The organism is Pseudomonas alliivorans (genome assembly GCF_017826695.1).
In the GTDB taxonomy this organism is placed as follows: Bacteria; Pseudomonadota; Gammaproteobacteria; order Pseudomonadales; family Pseudomonadaceae; genus Aquipseudomonas; species Aquipseudomonas alliivorans.
This window is the reverse complement of the sequence record NZ_JAFFZW010000007.1, coordinates 285,384-300,170: the sequence shown is the minus strand read 5'-3', so window position 1 is coordinate 300,170 and position 14,787 is coordinate 285,384. Positions and strand designations below refer to the sequence as shown.

Genomic DNA, 14,787 nt, shown 5'->3' with positions numbered 1-14,787 from the left:
CGGATAATGGCTTGCGTGAGGGTTGAGTCAACGCAGCGCTCACGGCTTTTTTTCTTCCATGACGGGTGCATCTGCGGTATCGACAGGAACGTCCAGCAGGGCTTGTTCGCCAGTCGGTTTTTTTGGGGTCACTGCGTCAGCACCGGTGAGCTGCTGACGCTTGGCGTCGACCTGCGCACGGAGCGCATTGGAGGTGGCGGGCGAAAGGTTCTGAGGGTCCGCAGCCGAAGCGGGGAAGTTGATAAGGCACGTCATTACGGCGGCGGCGACAGGCAGCAAGCGTCTGGCCATCGGGAAATCTCCAGATAGAGTGTGTGAGCGATAAGTGTGTGTCGGACAGGGCAAGGGCCGACGGCGAGCGTTAAGGCCGCAGTGTGGAGATAAAGTTCTCGGGCGGCAAAGAAAAGGCTTTATTTTCTCGTTAGATGTATTGAAAAACAGTTAATTGAATTGCTTGAAATACAGTTATATTAAGTTTCTATTGCTTTAATATATCCAATAAAATTTTATAATTGCTTGTTTATTTAATATTAAGCAATAAATCATTAATTTAACAAAACAGAGTAATCATTCTGTTTTGAGGGTTTAAAAGTGGCTTTCAGTAACGGGTGATGAAGTATGTGCGATCACGCTCGGTCGACACGTGATGTGTTTACCTGGCTGAGGAAAACAGGCGGATGCGTTAAAGCCAAAGCGTCGGTTTGGGATCGAGTCAGGTTTGACTACGTGTTTAACGCATCGAGGTTTGCAGCAAACACCCGGTGTTGGAGGGCGATTTGTCGACGATGAAGTCAATCAGGGATACAGGACAAATTGTCCGTTCATTCATCGTCGGCCCTGCTCCGAGAGCCTCAGACCGGCCTCGTAGTCGATCTCGTCTGCAGCCTTCTCGTTGCGCACCGCGCCCGGCGTTTTTCCTGTCCAGGCCTGAAAGGCCCTGGCGAACGAGTTGGGGTCCTCGAACCCCAGCAGGAACGAAATTTCCGCACTCGACATGGCCGTGTTGCGAAGGTAATGATGTGCCAGCGATTCACGCAGGGTGTCGAGTATCTGTTGAAACGAGGTGCCTTCACTTTGCAGCCTGCGTTGCAGGGTGCGGGTGCTGACGCCCAGTTTACGACCGACCGCCTGCATCGAGACCTCGCCGGCCGGCAGGCTTTCCAGCAATGCGCTGCGTACCCGTTCCAGCATGCCGCAGGTTCTGTCCAGGTCCGAAAGACGCTGACGCAGGTCGGGCTCGAAAAACAGCCACATTTTGTGATTTTCGGTCAGAAACGGGCGGTCCATGTCGGCGTTGTCCAGCACCAGCGTCGTGACAGCGCTGTGAGTGACCGGGGTGCCAAAAAACGCTGCGTAGAGGCCTGAGTCTTTCTCGAAATCGTCCGGCAATGGCCAGCTTATCTGCAGTGGGTTGACCTGGGTGCGAGTGGCCAGTCGCGCCAATTGCACAAATAGCACCATCTTGAAGATCAGAAACACGGCCGGTGGCGGCTGCGAAGCGGTCAGGAAGTCCAGCGTAATGGTGGTGTGTTTATCGTTGCGCACCATGCGTATGGCCATCGGCGCGATCAGCCGTATGTAGGTGGCGAGGCGCTCCATGGCCCCTCTCATGTGAGCGCTGCACAACGCGGCAAACAATTCGGGATCGAACCAGTCCGAGGACATGACCCGTGCGATTTGCAGTGGCGTAGGAACCGTGGGTTGCAATGACCGGGCTTCTGCCTCTATGGCCTCCCACAACCGAAAGAAGTCGGCCGAGTTCAGGCGCACGCTGCGGCGTGCGAACAGGTCGCCCGGCAACTGCGCGCGTCGCAGCACTGGAGGCGCGGTCACGCCAGCGTCCTGCATCAGCAGTCGCCATCCTGGCCAAACCGAATATTCCAGCGCCGAGCTGCGTCTGCCATTCATGGGCGTCTCACTCAAGTGTCTGCACGTTGAGGGGCAGTCTAGGTAGCCGATCGTGCCATCACAATAGCCGATGACGCCAAAGCACCGTGCTGAAGATTGGCGCGTTGGGCAGTCGTTCTGGCGCGTTGTGCGAGTGTCAAAAGGCCGGGACGCGAGCAATCTGTTGTCACGGGCCAGCGTCAGGGGCACCTGATGACTCATCAGGATCGCTTCGCTGTCACAGCCCGCCGAGCGGCCTTACAACGGGCTCCCATGCGACTCTTCAGGGCATCCAGATGAAAAAGACAGTGTTGATTACCGGCGCATCCTCAGGCTTCGGGCTCCTGCTTGCTACCCGACTTCACGATCAAGGCTTCGAGGTGATCGGCACCAGCCGTCATCCCCAGACCCACGCTGGCCGTTTCCCCTTCAAACTGCTGCGCCTTGATGTAACCGATGACGCGTCCATCAAGTTTTTTGTCGAGCAACTGTTCACGAACATCCCGCGCGTCGATGTGCTGATCAATAACGCCGGTTACATGCTGACCGGTATTGCCGAGGAAACGCCTGTCGAGGCAGCGCGGGAGCAGTTCGAAACCAACTTCTGGGGCACCGTCAGGTTGACGAATGCGCTGCTGCCATTCATGCGCGACAAGAAGGGCGGTCAGATCATCACGGTCAGCTCGATTGTCGGTTTGATAGGGCCGCCCAACCTGTCCTATTACTCGGCGTCCAAACACGCGGTCGAAGGCTACTTCAAGTCGCTGCGCTTTGAGCTGGACCCGTTCAATATCAGCGTCAGTATGGTCGAGCCTGTCTGGTTCAAAACAAAACTGGGGATGAATGCCGTGGCTTCGAAAGGTCAGCAGATCGCAGCGTACGATCAGTACCGGCGCAAGGTTGACGCGGCGACCCAGAAGGGCCTGAACGAAGCGCAGGCGCCGGATGCCGTAGTCGAGAAAATCATCAGGCTGATAGGCGTCCGCAACCCGCCGTTTCGCAACCCGGTCGGCAAGATGTCGGGAATGATCGTGTTCCTGCAGCATCACGCCCCCAAAATCTTCGAAAGTTCGATCCTGAAGAGCGTCGCCTCGGCTCGATAGCCCAGATGCCCGTGAACGATCCTTCCTTCTCTTGCAGGTGACTGACCATGAAGTTCTATTTGTGCAAATACCTTCCGCCCAGGGCGGACTTTCTCGCCACGATGACCGATATCGAACGCGCCCTGATGGCGCAGCATGGGGCCTATCTGAACGAGCTGCTCGACAAGAGCGTGATTGTCGCGCATGGGCCGGTCATGGATGAGCACGGTGGTTACGGTGTCTCTTTGTATCAGATCGACGATGATCAGGAGATCGGCGACTTCACGTCACAGGATCCCGTCGTCAAACAAGGGGTAGGCCACTACGAGCACTACCCCATGCTTCACTTGAGGGCGCGTGGCTGACCCTGCTCATGGCCGCGTTCGCTGATCAGTTCCTTGATTCTGGACGCCAGCACCTCCAGCCCGAACGGCTTGGTCAGTATCTGAGTCTTGGGCTGCAGGTGGCAGCCGTCCAGTGCCGAGGTCTCGGCGTAACCGGTGATGAACAGTGTGGGCAGGGCAGGGCGTTTCTTTCGCGCGACATCGGCCATTTCCCTGCCGTTCATGCCGCCGGGCAGGCCGACGTCACTGATCAGCAGATCAATGTGCGTGTCCGATTGCAGAATCTCCAGGCCCGCCTTCGCATCGGCGGCTTCCAGCGCGTGATAGCCCTGGGTCGTAAGCACCTCGACGACCAGCATTCGCACGGACGGTTCGTCATCGACCACCAGCACCGTTTCACCGTGATGGGGCAGGGTGGCTTCTTCGTTGCTCGTCTCGGCGGTCTGCTGCCGCGCATCGGGAATGTGACGAGGCAGGTGCATCACGATGGTCGTGCCCTGGCCTTCGACCGATTCGACCTTGATCTGACCGCCCGACTGCCTCACGAAGCCATACACCATCGACAGGCCCAGGCCGGTCCCCGCGCCAATCGGCTTGGTGGTGAAGAACGGCTCGAATGCCTTGGCCACGGTGTCCGGGCTCATTCCGGTACCTGTGTCCGTCACGCGGATGCTCAGATGCTCCCCGGCCGTGTTGCCGTGATCCGGATCAACGCATTCATCCAGCAGCGCGTTGGAGGTTTCGATGATGATCCGGCCGCCGTTGGGCATGGCGTCGCGGGCGTTCAGGCACAGGTTGAGCAGGGAGTTTTCCAGTTGCGCATGGTCGATCAGTGCAGGCCACACGTCTTTCCCGGCCACGACTTGCAGCTCGATGGAAGGGCCGACCGTGCGGCCGATCAATTCTTCCATCCCATGAATGAGGGTGTTTACGTCCGTGACTTCGGGCGACAGCGTCTGACGTCGGGAAAACGCCAGCAGACGATGAGTCAATGATGCCGCTCTTCGGACGGCCCCCTGAGCCACGCTCACGTATTTGTCCACGTCGGCCAGACGCCCTTGCGCCATGCGGGTCTGAATCATTTCCAGGCTGCCCGAAATACCGGCCAGCAGGTTGTTGAAGTCGTGGGCGATGCCGCCGGTGAGTTGGCCGACGGCGTCCATCTTCTGCGCGTGCCGCAAGGCATCTTCGACCTGTTCACGTTCGTGAATGGCCTGCTCGATACGTTGCTCAAGCGTCTGATTGAGTTCCTTGACGGCCACCTCGGCCTGCTTTCTGGCGGTCACGTCGATGGATGAGCCAATCAGGCCGATGACTTCACCGTCGTCATTCAGCAGCGGTGCCTTGGTTGACAGGAAGATAGCCGTCGAGCCGTCGGAAAGATTGACCTGCTCCTCGATCTGTTCGCTGGTGTTGCTGTCCATGATCCGGCGGTCGGTCCGCATGATGATGCGCGCCTGGTCCTTGTCCTCCAGAAAGTCCATGTCGGTTTTGCCGATGAAGAATTCCGGAGGCTTGCCAATCAGCGTTTCCGTACCGCGGTTGGCCACCAGCATTCGGCCTTCCAGATCCTTGGCATAGACCACGCCGGGAACGGCCGCAGTGAAAATGCGCAGCAGCGAAGTCAGGCGGTCGCGTTCCTGCTCGGCGGCGCGGCGCGCTTCGATATCCAGCAGCACGCCGGGACAGCGTATCGCTTGTCCCTCGTTATTCCGCTCGATGCGGCTGTTGGCTTCCACCCAGCGGTAAACGCCATCCCGGTGCATCACCCGGTATTCGCAGCGAAAAATGTCGCCGCTGTTCAGGATGTCCGTGATGGCCTCCCCGACCCGGACCACATCGTCAGGGTGGATAGAGGCCATCACGCATTCGAGCGATAAGCCGTCACGGCAGTTCTGTTTTGGCAATCCGAAGGTGCGGGCGAAACGTTCATCTGCCACGAGCAGGTCGCCGGGCACGTCCCAGACCCAAGTGCCCACGACGGCGCCCGAGTCCAGTGCCAACTGCATCTGCTCGAAGTTCTCTTCTGTCGAAGAACCCGATTGTTCTGAATGTATTGGCCCCATGTCAGGCGCATCAGTATTCATACGGTCGACTCGTTTACGCGCTTGATTCACAAGGCCTCAGGTATCAGGCAGTTTTGCTGGGCAGAAGTTGTGCGGTTGGAAAACTTTTGCGGTCACATGGCCCGACGTGAGCATCACTGACACGCGATCATTCCATAAATTACGGACTTAAGTGATGTTAAAAGTGCATCATGGTGCTCAGACCCCGGCCGAAGGCTCGTCAGTGCCAGGCGTCTTTCCCGTATTTGATGACAGGAACCAACCAATGCCAGGGCCCCTTGTCGCGGATACAGCCGATAGCGCGGAGCGTCTCACTGCGCTGCGCAGCTACGGCATTCTCGATACGCCCCGGGAGTCGGACTTCGATGACCTGGTCGAACTGGCGGCCAGGTTATGCGGCGCTCCCATATCAGTCGTCAACCTGATCGAAGACCACCGCCAATGGTTCAAGGCCGAGGTCGGTCTGGGCATTGACGAGACGCCGCTGGACGTGTCGATCTGCAGGCATGTGCTGCTGCAGCCCGGACTGACGATCATTTCCGATCTGCGCGAAGACCCCAGAATGTGCCTCAACCCGCTGGTCACCGCCGACGCCGGGCTGCGTTTCTATGCAGGGTGCCTGCTGCAAACCGCTGAAGGTCATGGCCTGGGCACGCTGTGCATACTGGACCGTCAGCCACGAACGCTGACAGACGAACAGCAGTCTGCACTCGTGGTTCTGGCCAGGCAGGTCATGACCCAACTTGAGTTGCGGCGCTCGCTTCTTGAGAAGGATCAGCTGCTGTTGCAGAAGGAAATGCTGCTCAAGGAAGTCAACCACCGCACCAAAAACCACCTGCAATTGATCATCGGCCTGATTCAACTTCAGATCAGGCAAATGAGCGATCCACAGGCCCAGGCGGCGCTGGTCGACACCTGCAGGCGCATCACCAGCATCGCAGCGGTCCATGAAAAGCTGTATCAGGCCGATCAGGTGGAAGCCGTGAACGCTGGCGCCTATCTGGCGCAAGTCATTGCAGGCATCCAGGGCTCGGCATCCAGTCAGACGTTCTTTGTGGTGGACATGGACAGCGTGGTGTTGTCGCTGGACAAGGCCATCCCGCTGGCGCTGATTCTCAACGAGCTGATCACCAACGCCTTGAAATACGCTTACGACGAAACAACCCCCGGCAGTGTCAGCATCAGCCTGAAAGCGGTGGATGGCCAGATCCGTCTCATCGTTGCAGATCAGGGCAAGGGGCTGCCGCAGGGGTTTGAGGTCAGGAAAAACTCGTCCGTCGGCATGCGCATCATTCGGTCACTCGCTCAGCAGCTCAAAGGCGACATTGCCTTTGTCGACGGCGCGCCGGGCCTGGAGTGTCGGTTGCTGTTCGCGCATTGAGACACCGTTCGTTTTTCCGGCCATCCATGCCTGTTTCGTCAGCCGTTACTGTGGCCACTGCTCCAACAGCATCGCGACGAATTTCTCGGCGGCGGGGGACAGCGATGCGCCGCGTCTGGAGACGAGCCCCAGGGTTCTGATCACTACCGGATCAACCAGCGGAACGCTCACCAGCGTCGGGTGATCTTCGGCGGGCATCGCCAGGCTGGGCATGGCCGAGATGCCCAGTCCTGCCTCGACCATTCCCAGCGATGTCGACAGATGCTGCACTTCGTAGAACCACTTTGGACGCCAGCCCAGTCCGGCCAGTGCGTGGTCGAGGATCATCCGGTTGCCGCTCAAACGACCTACACCAATCAGCCGATAATCGCTCAGTTCAATCCAGGCCACGGATTCGCGTCTGGCCAGTTCATGATCACGCCGGCACGCCAGTACGAACGGCTCTTTTACCAGTGGCACGAATTCAATGTCGGGGTGCTGGCCGCTCATCATATTGATGCCGAAATCCGCCTCGCCCCGCAGCACGGCTTCCAGACCTTCGTTGGCGCTCAGATCGAGCAGACGAATGCGGATCTGTGGATAACGTTCGTTGTACAGCCGTATCACGCTGGGCAGAAAATAGAATGCGGCGGTCGGGATGCAGGCGAGGGTCACCTGACCGATCTGACGTTCGGCCAGTTCACGGATATTGAGAATCGAATCCTCGAAATCATCCAGCAGGCGTCGTGCCTTGGGAAAGAAATCCCGGCCTACGCTCGTCAGGCTGACCCTTCGTGTGGTGCGATCCAGCAAGGACGTGCCCAGACCCTGTTCCAGCTTCTTGATGCGGCGTGTGAGTGCTGGTTGCGAAATATGCAGCACGTCGGCCGCTTCGTGAAAGCTGCCAAGTTCGGCGATCTTCACGAAAGATCGGATATCCTGCAGTTCATATTCCAAGATTTATGCCTCGCTGCCGAGCATGGAAGGGCCATTTGATGAGCTTATATTATTTCTTTAAGTGGAATAATGGCTACGATCTTTGCATTGGATAAAACCCGAACATCCGTGTGACTCTTGCTTTCAACGCATCAATGCCTCCAATTGATCACCAAGAGTCAGACTTTATGCAACCGATTCCCTGCGTTCTCATGCGCGGCGGCACCTCCAAGGGGCCGGTATTCCTCGCCAGTGATCTACCTGTTTCAACGGCCGAACGTGACGAACTGCTGCTGGCCGTCATGGGCTCGGGGCATGAGCTGGAAATCGATGGCATTGGAGGCGGCAGTCCGCAGACCAGCAAGGTCGCCATTGTCAGCCCGTCTGCGCACCCTGAGGCCGACGTCGATTACCTGTTCGTGCAGGTGATGGTGTCCCAGCGCCGTGTCGACACTGCCCCCAACTGCGGCAACATGCTCTGTGCGGTCGGGCCTTTCGCGGTCGAGCACGGGTTGGTGGCGGCGACCGGTGCTGTCACCCAGGTGCGGATTCGCAACCTCAACACCGGTACGTTTGTCTGCGCCGACGTCAACACCCCGGGCGGTCAGGTCAGTTACGACGGTGACACGCAGATCGACGGCGTGCCCGGTTCTGCCGCACCCGTGCAACTGACGTTTCTCGACGCGGCGGGCAGCAAGACCGGCAAGCTGTTTCCGACCGGCCAACAGACCGATGTCTTTGACGGCGTGGCGGTGACCTGCATCGACATGGCGATGCCGATGGTCATCATCGAGGCCTCGCTGCTGGGCAAACGCGGCGACGAGAGCCCTGCTGAGCTGGATGCGGACACCGACTTCCTGCGCAAGCTCGAGGCGCTGCGGCTCAAGGCCGGGGCTGCGATGGGGCTGGGTGATGTCAGCGACAAGGTGATCCCCAAACCTGTGCTGGTTTCCCTGCCCAGCGCAGGCGGCACGCTCAAGGTCCGTTACTTCATGCCGCATAACTGTCACAAGGCGCTGGCGATTACTGGCTCGATCGGCCTGGCAACAGCCTGTGTCAGTGACGCCACGGTGGTCTCGCAGTTGCTTGGCAGCAGTGGCGGCGAGCGCCTGCAGCACGTGCGAATCGAACACCCGAGCGGGGCCATCGACGTCGCAATGAGTTACGTGGGACCTGATCGGCAGACTATCCGGGCCTCGGTGGTACGCACGGCGCGTCGGCTGTTTTCCGGCGAAGTGTACGCGCCGCTCGCTCAGCGAATGGCTGGCTAGATCGCCTGACCTGATTATCAATCCGCATCAGAACAACTCCAATAATGGGTGATGCCTCATGAAAATCGCAAAATCACTGTATTTCCAGATCATCTGCGCCGTGATCCTCGGGGTCCTGGTCGGCCATTTCTGGGCACAGCAGGCTGTCGCCCTCAAACCGCTGGGCGATGCGTTCATCAAGCTGATCAAGATGATGATCGCCCCGGTGGTGTTCTGCACCATCGTCACCGGCATTGCCGGCATGAGCGACAAAAAGTCGCTCGGACGCCTGATGAGCAAGACGCTGCTGCTGTTTCTGGGACTGACCGTGATCAGCCTGATCATCGGGCTGGTCGCGGTTTACGTGTTCCAGCCCGGTACAGGCATGAACATCGATCCGGCAAAACTCAGCACGGCGGGCCTGTCCCAGTACACCGAATCGGCTGCCAGACTTGGTGTCGTGGATTTCTTCATGCACATCATTCCCGAGACTTTCGTGGGGGCGTTCAACAAGGGTGAAGTGCTGCCGGTGCTGTTCATCGCTGTGCTGTCGGGCTTTGCGTTGTCGTCGCTGGGCGAGCGCGGCAAGCCGGTGCTGAACGTGCTTGAGTCGGCCTCGCAGATGGTCTTCAAGATGTTCTCCTACCTGATGCGCTTCGCCCCCATTGGCGCGTTCGGCGCGCTGGCGTTCACCGTGGGTCAGTACGGCATCACCTCGCTGGGCTCGCTCGCCAAGCTGATCATGACGCTGTACATCGCCTGCGGCTTCTTCGTGTTCGTGGTGCTGGGCAGTATCTGCCGGGCCAACGGCTTCAGCCTGTGGAAACTGCTGCGCTATTTCCGCGAAGAGTTTCTGGTGGTGCTGGGCACTTCGTCCACGGAACCGGTGATGCCACGCATGCTGGAAAAACTGCAGGCGCTGGGTTGCAGGAAGGGTGTAGTGGGGTTGGTGCTGCCAACCGGTTATTCCTTCAACCTGGACGGCACGGCGATTTATCTGTCGCTGGCTGCCGTGTTCATCGCCCAGGCCTGCAACATCGAACTGAGCGTGACCCAGACCCTGACCATGCTGGCGATCATGCTGTTGTCCTCAAAAGGCGCGGCTGGCGTGACCGGCAGCGGCTTCGTTGCACTGGCTTCGACCCTGACCGTCATCCACGACATTCCGCTGGCGGGCCTGGCCTTGCTGATCGGTATCGACCGGTTCATGTCCGAAGCCCGCGCGCTGACCAGCCTGGCCAGCAATGCGGTCGCCACCGTGGTGATCTCGCTTTCGGAAAACGCCTGTGATCGCCAGGTGCTGATGCAGCAACTCGACAACCGATCGACAGCCAAGCGGCCTGTCCCTGAGTGGGACACGCCTCAGGTCGCCGAACGCAGCTGAACCCGCCTCAAAACCATCGACCGACACGTATCATCTGCTGTCGGGCCTCGCCATCGCGAGGCTCGACGAGCCTTGTCGTGCGCGTCGTTCATCCATAACAAGAAGAGAATATTCCGATGCTTGCCTTCCTCGGCTTAGCCATGGTGGTGGTTTTCACCTACCTGATCATGTCCAAACGCCTGTCGCCTATCGTCGCGCTGACCTTGGTGCCTGTGGTTTTTGCGGTGCTGGGCGGCTTTGGCGGCACCACCGGCAAGATGATGCTGGACGGTCTGAAAATGGTCGCACCCTCAGCCGCGCTGCTGCTGTTCGCGATTCTGTTTTTCGGGTTGATGATCGATGCCGGTCTGTTTGATCCGCTGATTCGCAAGATCCTCAAGCGCGTCAACGGCGACCCGCTGAAAATAGCCGTCGGCACTGCGTTGCTGTCGCTGACCGTTGCACTGGACGGCGATGGCACCACCACCTACATGATTACCTGCGCGGCGATGTTGCCGCTGTACAAGCGCATCGGCATGAACCCGATGATTCTGGGCATCATCTCGATGCTGTCGCTGAGCATCATGAGCGGTATGACGCCCTGGGGTGGACCGGCCACACGTGCCATTGCTGCGCTGGGACTGGACGCTGGCGAGTACTTCATTCCACTGCTGCCGACCATGATCGGTGGCGCTGCATGGGTGGTGTTCACCGCCTTTCTGCTGGGGCGTAGCGAGCGCAGGCGCATCGGGAATGTGCAACTGCAGAGCGGCGGTGGCGGTTGCTACATCGACGCCATCCTGGGCGACACGCCGCACAAGCGCCCTAAACTGGCCTACGTCAACCTGGCGCTGGTGATCGTGGTGATGGTGGCGCTGGTCATGGGCCTGATGCATTCGGCGATCCTGTTCCTGATCGGCTTCGTGCTGGCGCTGATGATCAACTACCCGCAACTGGACATTCAGAAAGAGCGGATTCTGGCCCATTCCGGCAATGCCATGACCGTGGTGTTGCTGGTGTTCGCCGCGGGCATTTTCGCCGGGATATTTTCCGGCACCAAGATGGTCGACGCGCTGGCGCAAACCCTGGTCAGCTGGATCCCGCCGCAGTGGGGCCACCTGTTTCCGCTGGTGGTGGCGATTACCAGCATGCCGCTGACCTTCGTGCTGTCCAACGATGCCTATTACTTTGGGGTGGTGCCGATTCTGGCCAACGCGGCAGCGGCCTACGGCATCAGCCCGCTGGAAATCGCCCGCGCTTCGATTCTTGGCCAGCCGGTGCACCTGATGAGCCCGCTGGTGGCTTCGACCCTGTTGCTGGTTGGCATGATCGACCGTGACATCGGCGACTTCCAGAAAGCCACGTTGAAATGGGCCGTGCTCACCTCGCTGGTGGTCACAGCGCTGGCCTTGCTGACGGGCGCCATCAGCCTGTTCGTCTGACCTCAAACCCTCCCTGTGCATTCACGCGCCCTTGACCGGGGCGTGCGGATCACTGCGTCTCCAATAACAAGAACGAGTCATGAGCATGAATACATTTTTTCAACGCGCAGCGCTGCCGTCATTGCTGTTGAGCGTCGCCCCCTGGGTGAGCGCAGACGGTTTCATCGAAGACAGCAAGTTGAAGCTGCAACTGCGCAATGTCTACTTCAACGAAAACTTTCGTGATGAACACGGCCTGAGCACGCGTGCTGCGTTGACGGCCAAGAGCGAGCGGACCGAATGGGCGCAAGGCCTGCTGCTGGACTATCAATCCGGGTTCACCCAGGGCGTGCTGGGTTTCGGTTTCGATGCCTCCGGGTTGCTGGGTATCAAGCTGGACTCCGGAAAGGGGCGCAGCGGCACCGGCCTGTTGCCGGTCCACAGCGATGGTCGGGCGGCCGATGAGTTTTCGAGCCTTGGCGCCGCCGCCAAGGTGCGTCTGGCCAGGACCATCGTGAAATACGGTTCGCTGCTGCCCAGGACGCCGGTACTGGTTTACAACGACGCGCGGTTGCTGCCGCAGGTCTATCAAGGTACCCAGTTCACCAGCACGGACATCGAAAACCTGACACTCACCGGCGGACGACTCGATCAGTTCAAGTTGCGCGATTCGTCAGACAGCCGCTCGATCATTCCGGACGGCTTCAGCGGCAAGGGCTCGGACTTTTCCTATGTCGGCGGCGACTACCGGCTCGGCAAGGACGTTCGTCTGAGTTATTTCTATGGCGAGCTGGATGAATTCTATCGCCAGCAGTTTGCGTCCATTCAGCACGATCTGACGCTGGGCTCGGGCGTGCTGACCAGCGACCTGCGTTATTTCCGCAGCGTCGATGCCGGTGCTGCGCGCAGCGGCAAGATCGACAATGACATGCTCAGCGGACAGTTGACCTATGCGCTGTCCGGACACAGTGTCGGTGCCGGTTATCAGGTGCTGAGCGGCGACGCGGGCCTGCCTTATATAAGCGGAGCGACGGTGTACTCGTTCAGCAACGTCGGCATCGGCAAATTCATCGAAGAAGACGAGAAAACCTGGATGGTCAGCTACGGCTACGATTTCGCCAGACTGGGCGCGCCGGGCCTGACGTTTTCCACGCGCTACTTGCGTGGTGACAATGAAAAGTCAGGTCCGGCGCAGTTACGTGAGTGGGAGCGTGACGCCGAGATTGCCTACGTGGTGCAAGGCGGCACTTTCAAAGGGCTGGGTGTGAAGCTGCGCAACTACGTGTACCGGTCCGATTTCGCCCGAGGGCGGGACAGCAACCGGCTGTATCTGACTTACGACGTAGCGCTCTGGTGAGCAAACCCTTGTCAGAAAAAGCACAATGCCTGGGCGAGCCAGGCATTGCTGTCTTCGTCGCAATCGTTGTCAGCCGTGGCTGGCGGTCGGGGCGAGGTTCGCAGCCTGTGCCGGTGAGCCTTTGGTCAGACCGTAATACAGCACGCCTCCCAGCATGCAGCCGGTGAACCAGGCAAAGTTGGCGATGGGCTTGAACCACGGAATGAAGGTGAAGCACAGGCCGACCAGCGCGGTCAGCACCAGGGCTTTCACGGCGACCCGGTTCACACCGTTGGTGTACCAGTAGCGCCCGCTCGGTGTGTCGTTGAACAGGGCATCGACGTCGATCTGCTGTTTCTTGATCAGGTAATAGTCCACCAACAGGATTCCGAACAACGGGCCGATGCAGGCAGCGAGTACGTCCAGGGTGTAGTGGATCACTTCCGGGTTGTTGAACAGGTTCCAGGGTGTAATGAAGATCGAGGCCACGGCGGCGATCATGCCGCCCGCACGCCAGCTGATGCGGCTCGGTGCCACGTTGGCGAAGTCGAACGCCGGGGACACGAAGTTGGCGACGATGTTGATGCCGATGGTCGCGGTGACGAACGTGAACGCACCCAGCAATACCGCGGTGGTGTTGTCGATGCGCGCCACGGTCGCAATCGGGTCGTGGATCATTTCACCGAAGATCGGCAGCGTGCCGGACACGATCACCACCGTCACCAGCGAAAATGCCAGGAAATTCACCGGCAGGCCCCAGAAGTTGCCACGGCGCACGTCCGCCATGCTGCGACAGTAGCGGCTGAAGTCGCCAAAATTCAGTGTCGGTCCGGAGAAGTACGAGACCACCAGCGCAATGGCCATGACCACCTGACCGAACGCCGCCCAGCCCGACAGTTCTTTTTCGGCCAGCGTGAAACTGATGTTGTCCCAGCCCGCGCGCCAGACGATCCAGCCCGCCAGCGCGAACATCACGGCGTACACGGCCGGGCCGGCCCAGTCGATGAAGCGTCTGATCGATTCCATGCCGGTCCAGAACACGGCGGCCTGAACCACCCACAGAGCCAGAAAGCCGAACCAGCCCAGCCATGACAGGCCGAGAAAGGTCACGTTCTGATAGGCGGCCAGTTCCGGGAAGAAACGCAGCACCACGATCACCAGTGCGCTGGATGCCAGGTAGGTCTGAATGCCATACCACGCGACCGCAATGAGGCCACGGATGATCGCCGGGATGTTGGCCCCGAAGACACCGAACGCCAGTCGGCAAATGACCGGGTAGGGCACCGCCGCCTGTTGGCTGGGCTTGGCCACCAGATTGGCGATCACCTGAATGATGCAGATGCCGACCAGCAGCGCGATCAACACCTGCCAGCTGGCCAGACCGAGGGCGAACAGGCTGGCGGCAAAGACGTAACCGCCGACGCTGTGCACGTCGCTCATCCAGAACGCCAGAATGTTGTACCAGGTCCATTTCTGCGGAACCGGTCCCAAATCATGGTTGTGCAGGCGCGGACTGTAGCCGGCCGGGCGTTGGTCTGTCATTGCGTTACTCCCTCGCTGAGTCGTGACGGGATCGGGGTACGATCGCTGATCTTTTTTGTATACGATTGTGTACGCAAGACATGTGCCATGCCTTGTTTTCGGGGTGCTGGATGGCTTGAACGCCTTGTCTTGATAAGCGTTTTTTCTGAAAAGCTGACGTAGTGGTCAACCCCGTACGGCGGATTGGCGTGCACGTAAAC

At 59.3% G+C, this 14,787-nt stretch carries 12 protein-coding genes; 7 read left to right on the top strand and 5 right to left on the bottom strand.

What is annotated here, in order from left to right; translation table 11 throughout:
• Window positions 1-39: 39 nt before the first annotated feature.
• Window positions 40-291, bottom strand: a complete 252-nt coding sequence (locus JTJ32_RS19315; RefSeq protein WP_099229128.1) for a hypothetical protein — start codon at window positions 289-291, stop codon at window positions 40-42.
• A 534-nt stretch (window positions 292-825) separates the two neighbouring features.
• Window positions 826-1,908, bottom strand: coding sequence for a helix-turn-helix domain-containing protein (locus JTJ32_RS19310; protein WP_099229127.1), 1,083 nt, complete (start codon window positions 1,906-1,908; stop codon window positions 826-828).
• A gap of 275 nt (window positions 1,909-2,183) precedes the next feature.
• Between JTJ32_RS19310 and JTJ32_RS19305 the strand changes: the two genes are divergently transcribed.
• Together JTJ32_RS19305 and JTJ32_RS19300 are read left to right on the top strand one after the other, a co-directional pair.
• The gene (locus JTJ32_RS19305) at window positions 2,184-2,990 is read left to right on the top strand and encodes an SDR family oxidoreductase (RefSeq protein ID WP_210042974.1); all 807 of its coding nucleotides are present in this window, start codon (window positions 2,184-2,186) and stop codon (window positions 2,988-2,990) included.
• Between the two features lie 47 nt (window positions 2,991-3,037).
• Window positions 3,038-3,334 (top strand): YciI family protein, encoded by a 297-nt coding sequence (locus tag JTJ32_RS19300; protein WP_184320290.1) that lies wholly within the window; start codon window positions 3,038-3,040, stop codon window positions 3,332-3,334.
• On the opposite strand, the gene JTJ32_RS19295 is transcribed toward JTJ32_RS19300, so the two are convergent.
• Entirely contained in the window at window positions 3,313-5,379 is a 2,067-nt protein-coding gene (locus JTJ32_RS19295; RefSeq protein WP_210043005.1) for a hybrid sensor histidine kinase/response regulator, read from the bottom strand. The genes JTJ32_RS19300 and JTJ32_RS19295 overlap by 22 nt on opposite strands.
• A 265-nt stretch (window positions 5,380-5,644) precedes the next feature.
• Here JTJ32_RS19295 and JTJ32_RS19290 point away from each other — a divergent pair, with 265 nt between their 5' ends.
• On the top strand, window positions 5,645-6,760 hold the full coding sequence (locus JTJ32_RS19290; protein ID WP_210042972.1) for a sensor histidine kinase: 1,116 nt from the start codon (window positions 5,645-5,647) through the stop codon (window positions 6,758-6,760).
• Between the two features lie 45 nt (window positions 6,761-6,805).
• Here JTJ32_RS19290 and JTJ32_RS19285 read toward each other — a convergent pair whose 3' ends face one another.
• Complete coding sequence (locus JTJ32_RS19285; protein WP_099229122.1) at window positions 6,806-7,696, bottom strand: LysR family transcriptional regulator; 891 nt, start codon at window positions 7,694-7,696, stop codon at window positions 6,806-6,808.
• Window positions 7,697-7,863: 167 nt separating this feature from the next.
• Here JTJ32_RS19285 and JTJ32_RS19280 point away from each other — a divergent pair, with 167 nt between their 5' ends.
• The 4 genes from JTJ32_RS19280 (at window position 7,864) to JTJ32_RS19265 (ending at window position 13,066) form a co-directional block, all read left to right on the top strand.
• The gene (locus tag JTJ32_RS19280) at window positions 7,864-8,946 is read left to right on the top strand and encodes a 4-oxalomesaconate tautomerase (protein ID WP_184320284.1); all 1,083 of its coding nucleotides are present in this window, start codon (window positions 7,864-7,866) and stop codon (window positions 8,944-8,946) included.
• Between the two features lie 58 nt (window positions 8,947-9,004).
• Complete coding sequence (locus JTJ32_RS19275) at window positions 9,005-10,309, top strand: dicarboxylate/amino acid:cation symporter (protein WP_210042970.1); 1,305 nt, start codon at window positions 9,005-9,007, stop codon at window positions 10,307-10,309.
• 116 nt (window positions 10,310-10,425) lie between these two features.
• Window positions 10,426-11,730, top strand: a complete 1,305-nt coding sequence (locus JTJ32_RS19270) for a CitMHS family transporter (RefSeq protein ID WP_099229119.1) — start codon at window positions 10,426-10,428, stop codon at window positions 11,728-11,730.
• 85 nt (window positions 11,731-11,815) lie between these two features.
• Window positions 11,816-13,066, top strand: a complete 1,251-nt coding sequence (locus JTJ32_RS19265) for an OprD family porin (RefSeq protein WP_408004608.1) — start codon at window positions 11,816-11,818, stop codon at window positions 13,064-13,066.
• A gap of 69 nt (window positions 13,067-13,135) precedes the next feature.
• On the opposite strand, the gene JTJ32_RS19260 is transcribed toward JTJ32_RS19265, so the two are convergent.
• Window positions 13,136-14,587 (bottom strand): NCS1 family nucleobase:cation symporter-1, encoded by a 1,452-nt coding sequence (locus JTJ32_RS19260; protein ID WP_210042968.1) that lies wholly within the window; start codon window positions 14,585-14,587, stop codon window positions 13,136-13,138.
• Between the last annotated feature and the right edge of the window lie 200 nt (window positions 14,588-14,787).

Coding starts and splice junctions, on each gene's coding strand:
- JTJ32_RS19260 (WP_210042968.1), bottom strand. CDS start 14,587: ATGACAGACCAACGCCCGGCCGGCTACAGTCCGCGCCTGCACAACCAT.
- JTJ32_RS19270 (WP_099229119.1), top strand. CDS start 10,426: ATGCTTGCCTTCCTCGGCTTAGCCATGGTGGTGGTTTTCACCTACCTG.
- JTJ32_RS19265 (WP_408004608.1), top strand. CDS start 11,816: ATGAATACATTTTTTCAACGCGCAGCGCTGCCGTCATTGCTGTTGAGC.
- JTJ32_RS19315 (WP_099229128.1), bottom strand. CDS start 291: ATGGCCAGACGCTTGCTGCCTGTCGCCGCCGCCGTAATGACGTGCCTT.
- JTJ32_RS19295 (WP_210043005.1), bottom strand. CDS start 5,379: ATGGGGCCAATACATTCAGAACAATCGGGTTCTTCGACAGAAGAGAAC.
- JTJ32_RS19300 (WP_184320290.1), top strand. CDS start 3,038: ATGAAGTTCTATTTGTGCAAATACCTTCCGCCCAGGGCGGACTTTCTC.
- JTJ32_RS19290 (WP_210042972.1), top strand. CDS start 5,645: ATGCCAGGGCCCCTTGTCGCGGATACAGCCGATAGCGCGGAGCGTCTC.
- JTJ32_RS19275 (WP_210042970.1), top strand. CDS start 9,005: ATGAAAATCGCAAAATCACTGTATTTCCAGATCATCTGCGCCGTGATC.
- JTJ32_RS19310 (WP_099229127.1), bottom strand. CDS start 1,908: ATGAATGGCAGACGCAGCTCGGCGCTGGAATATTCGGTTTGGCCAGGA.
- JTJ32_RS19305 (WP_210042974.1), top strand. CDS start 2,184: ATGAAAAAGACAGTGTTGATTACCGGCGCATCCTCAGGCTTCGGGCTC.
- JTJ32_RS19280 (WP_184320284.1), top strand. CDS start 7,864: ATGCAACCGATTCCCTGCGTTCTCATGCGCGGCGGCACCTCCAAGGGG.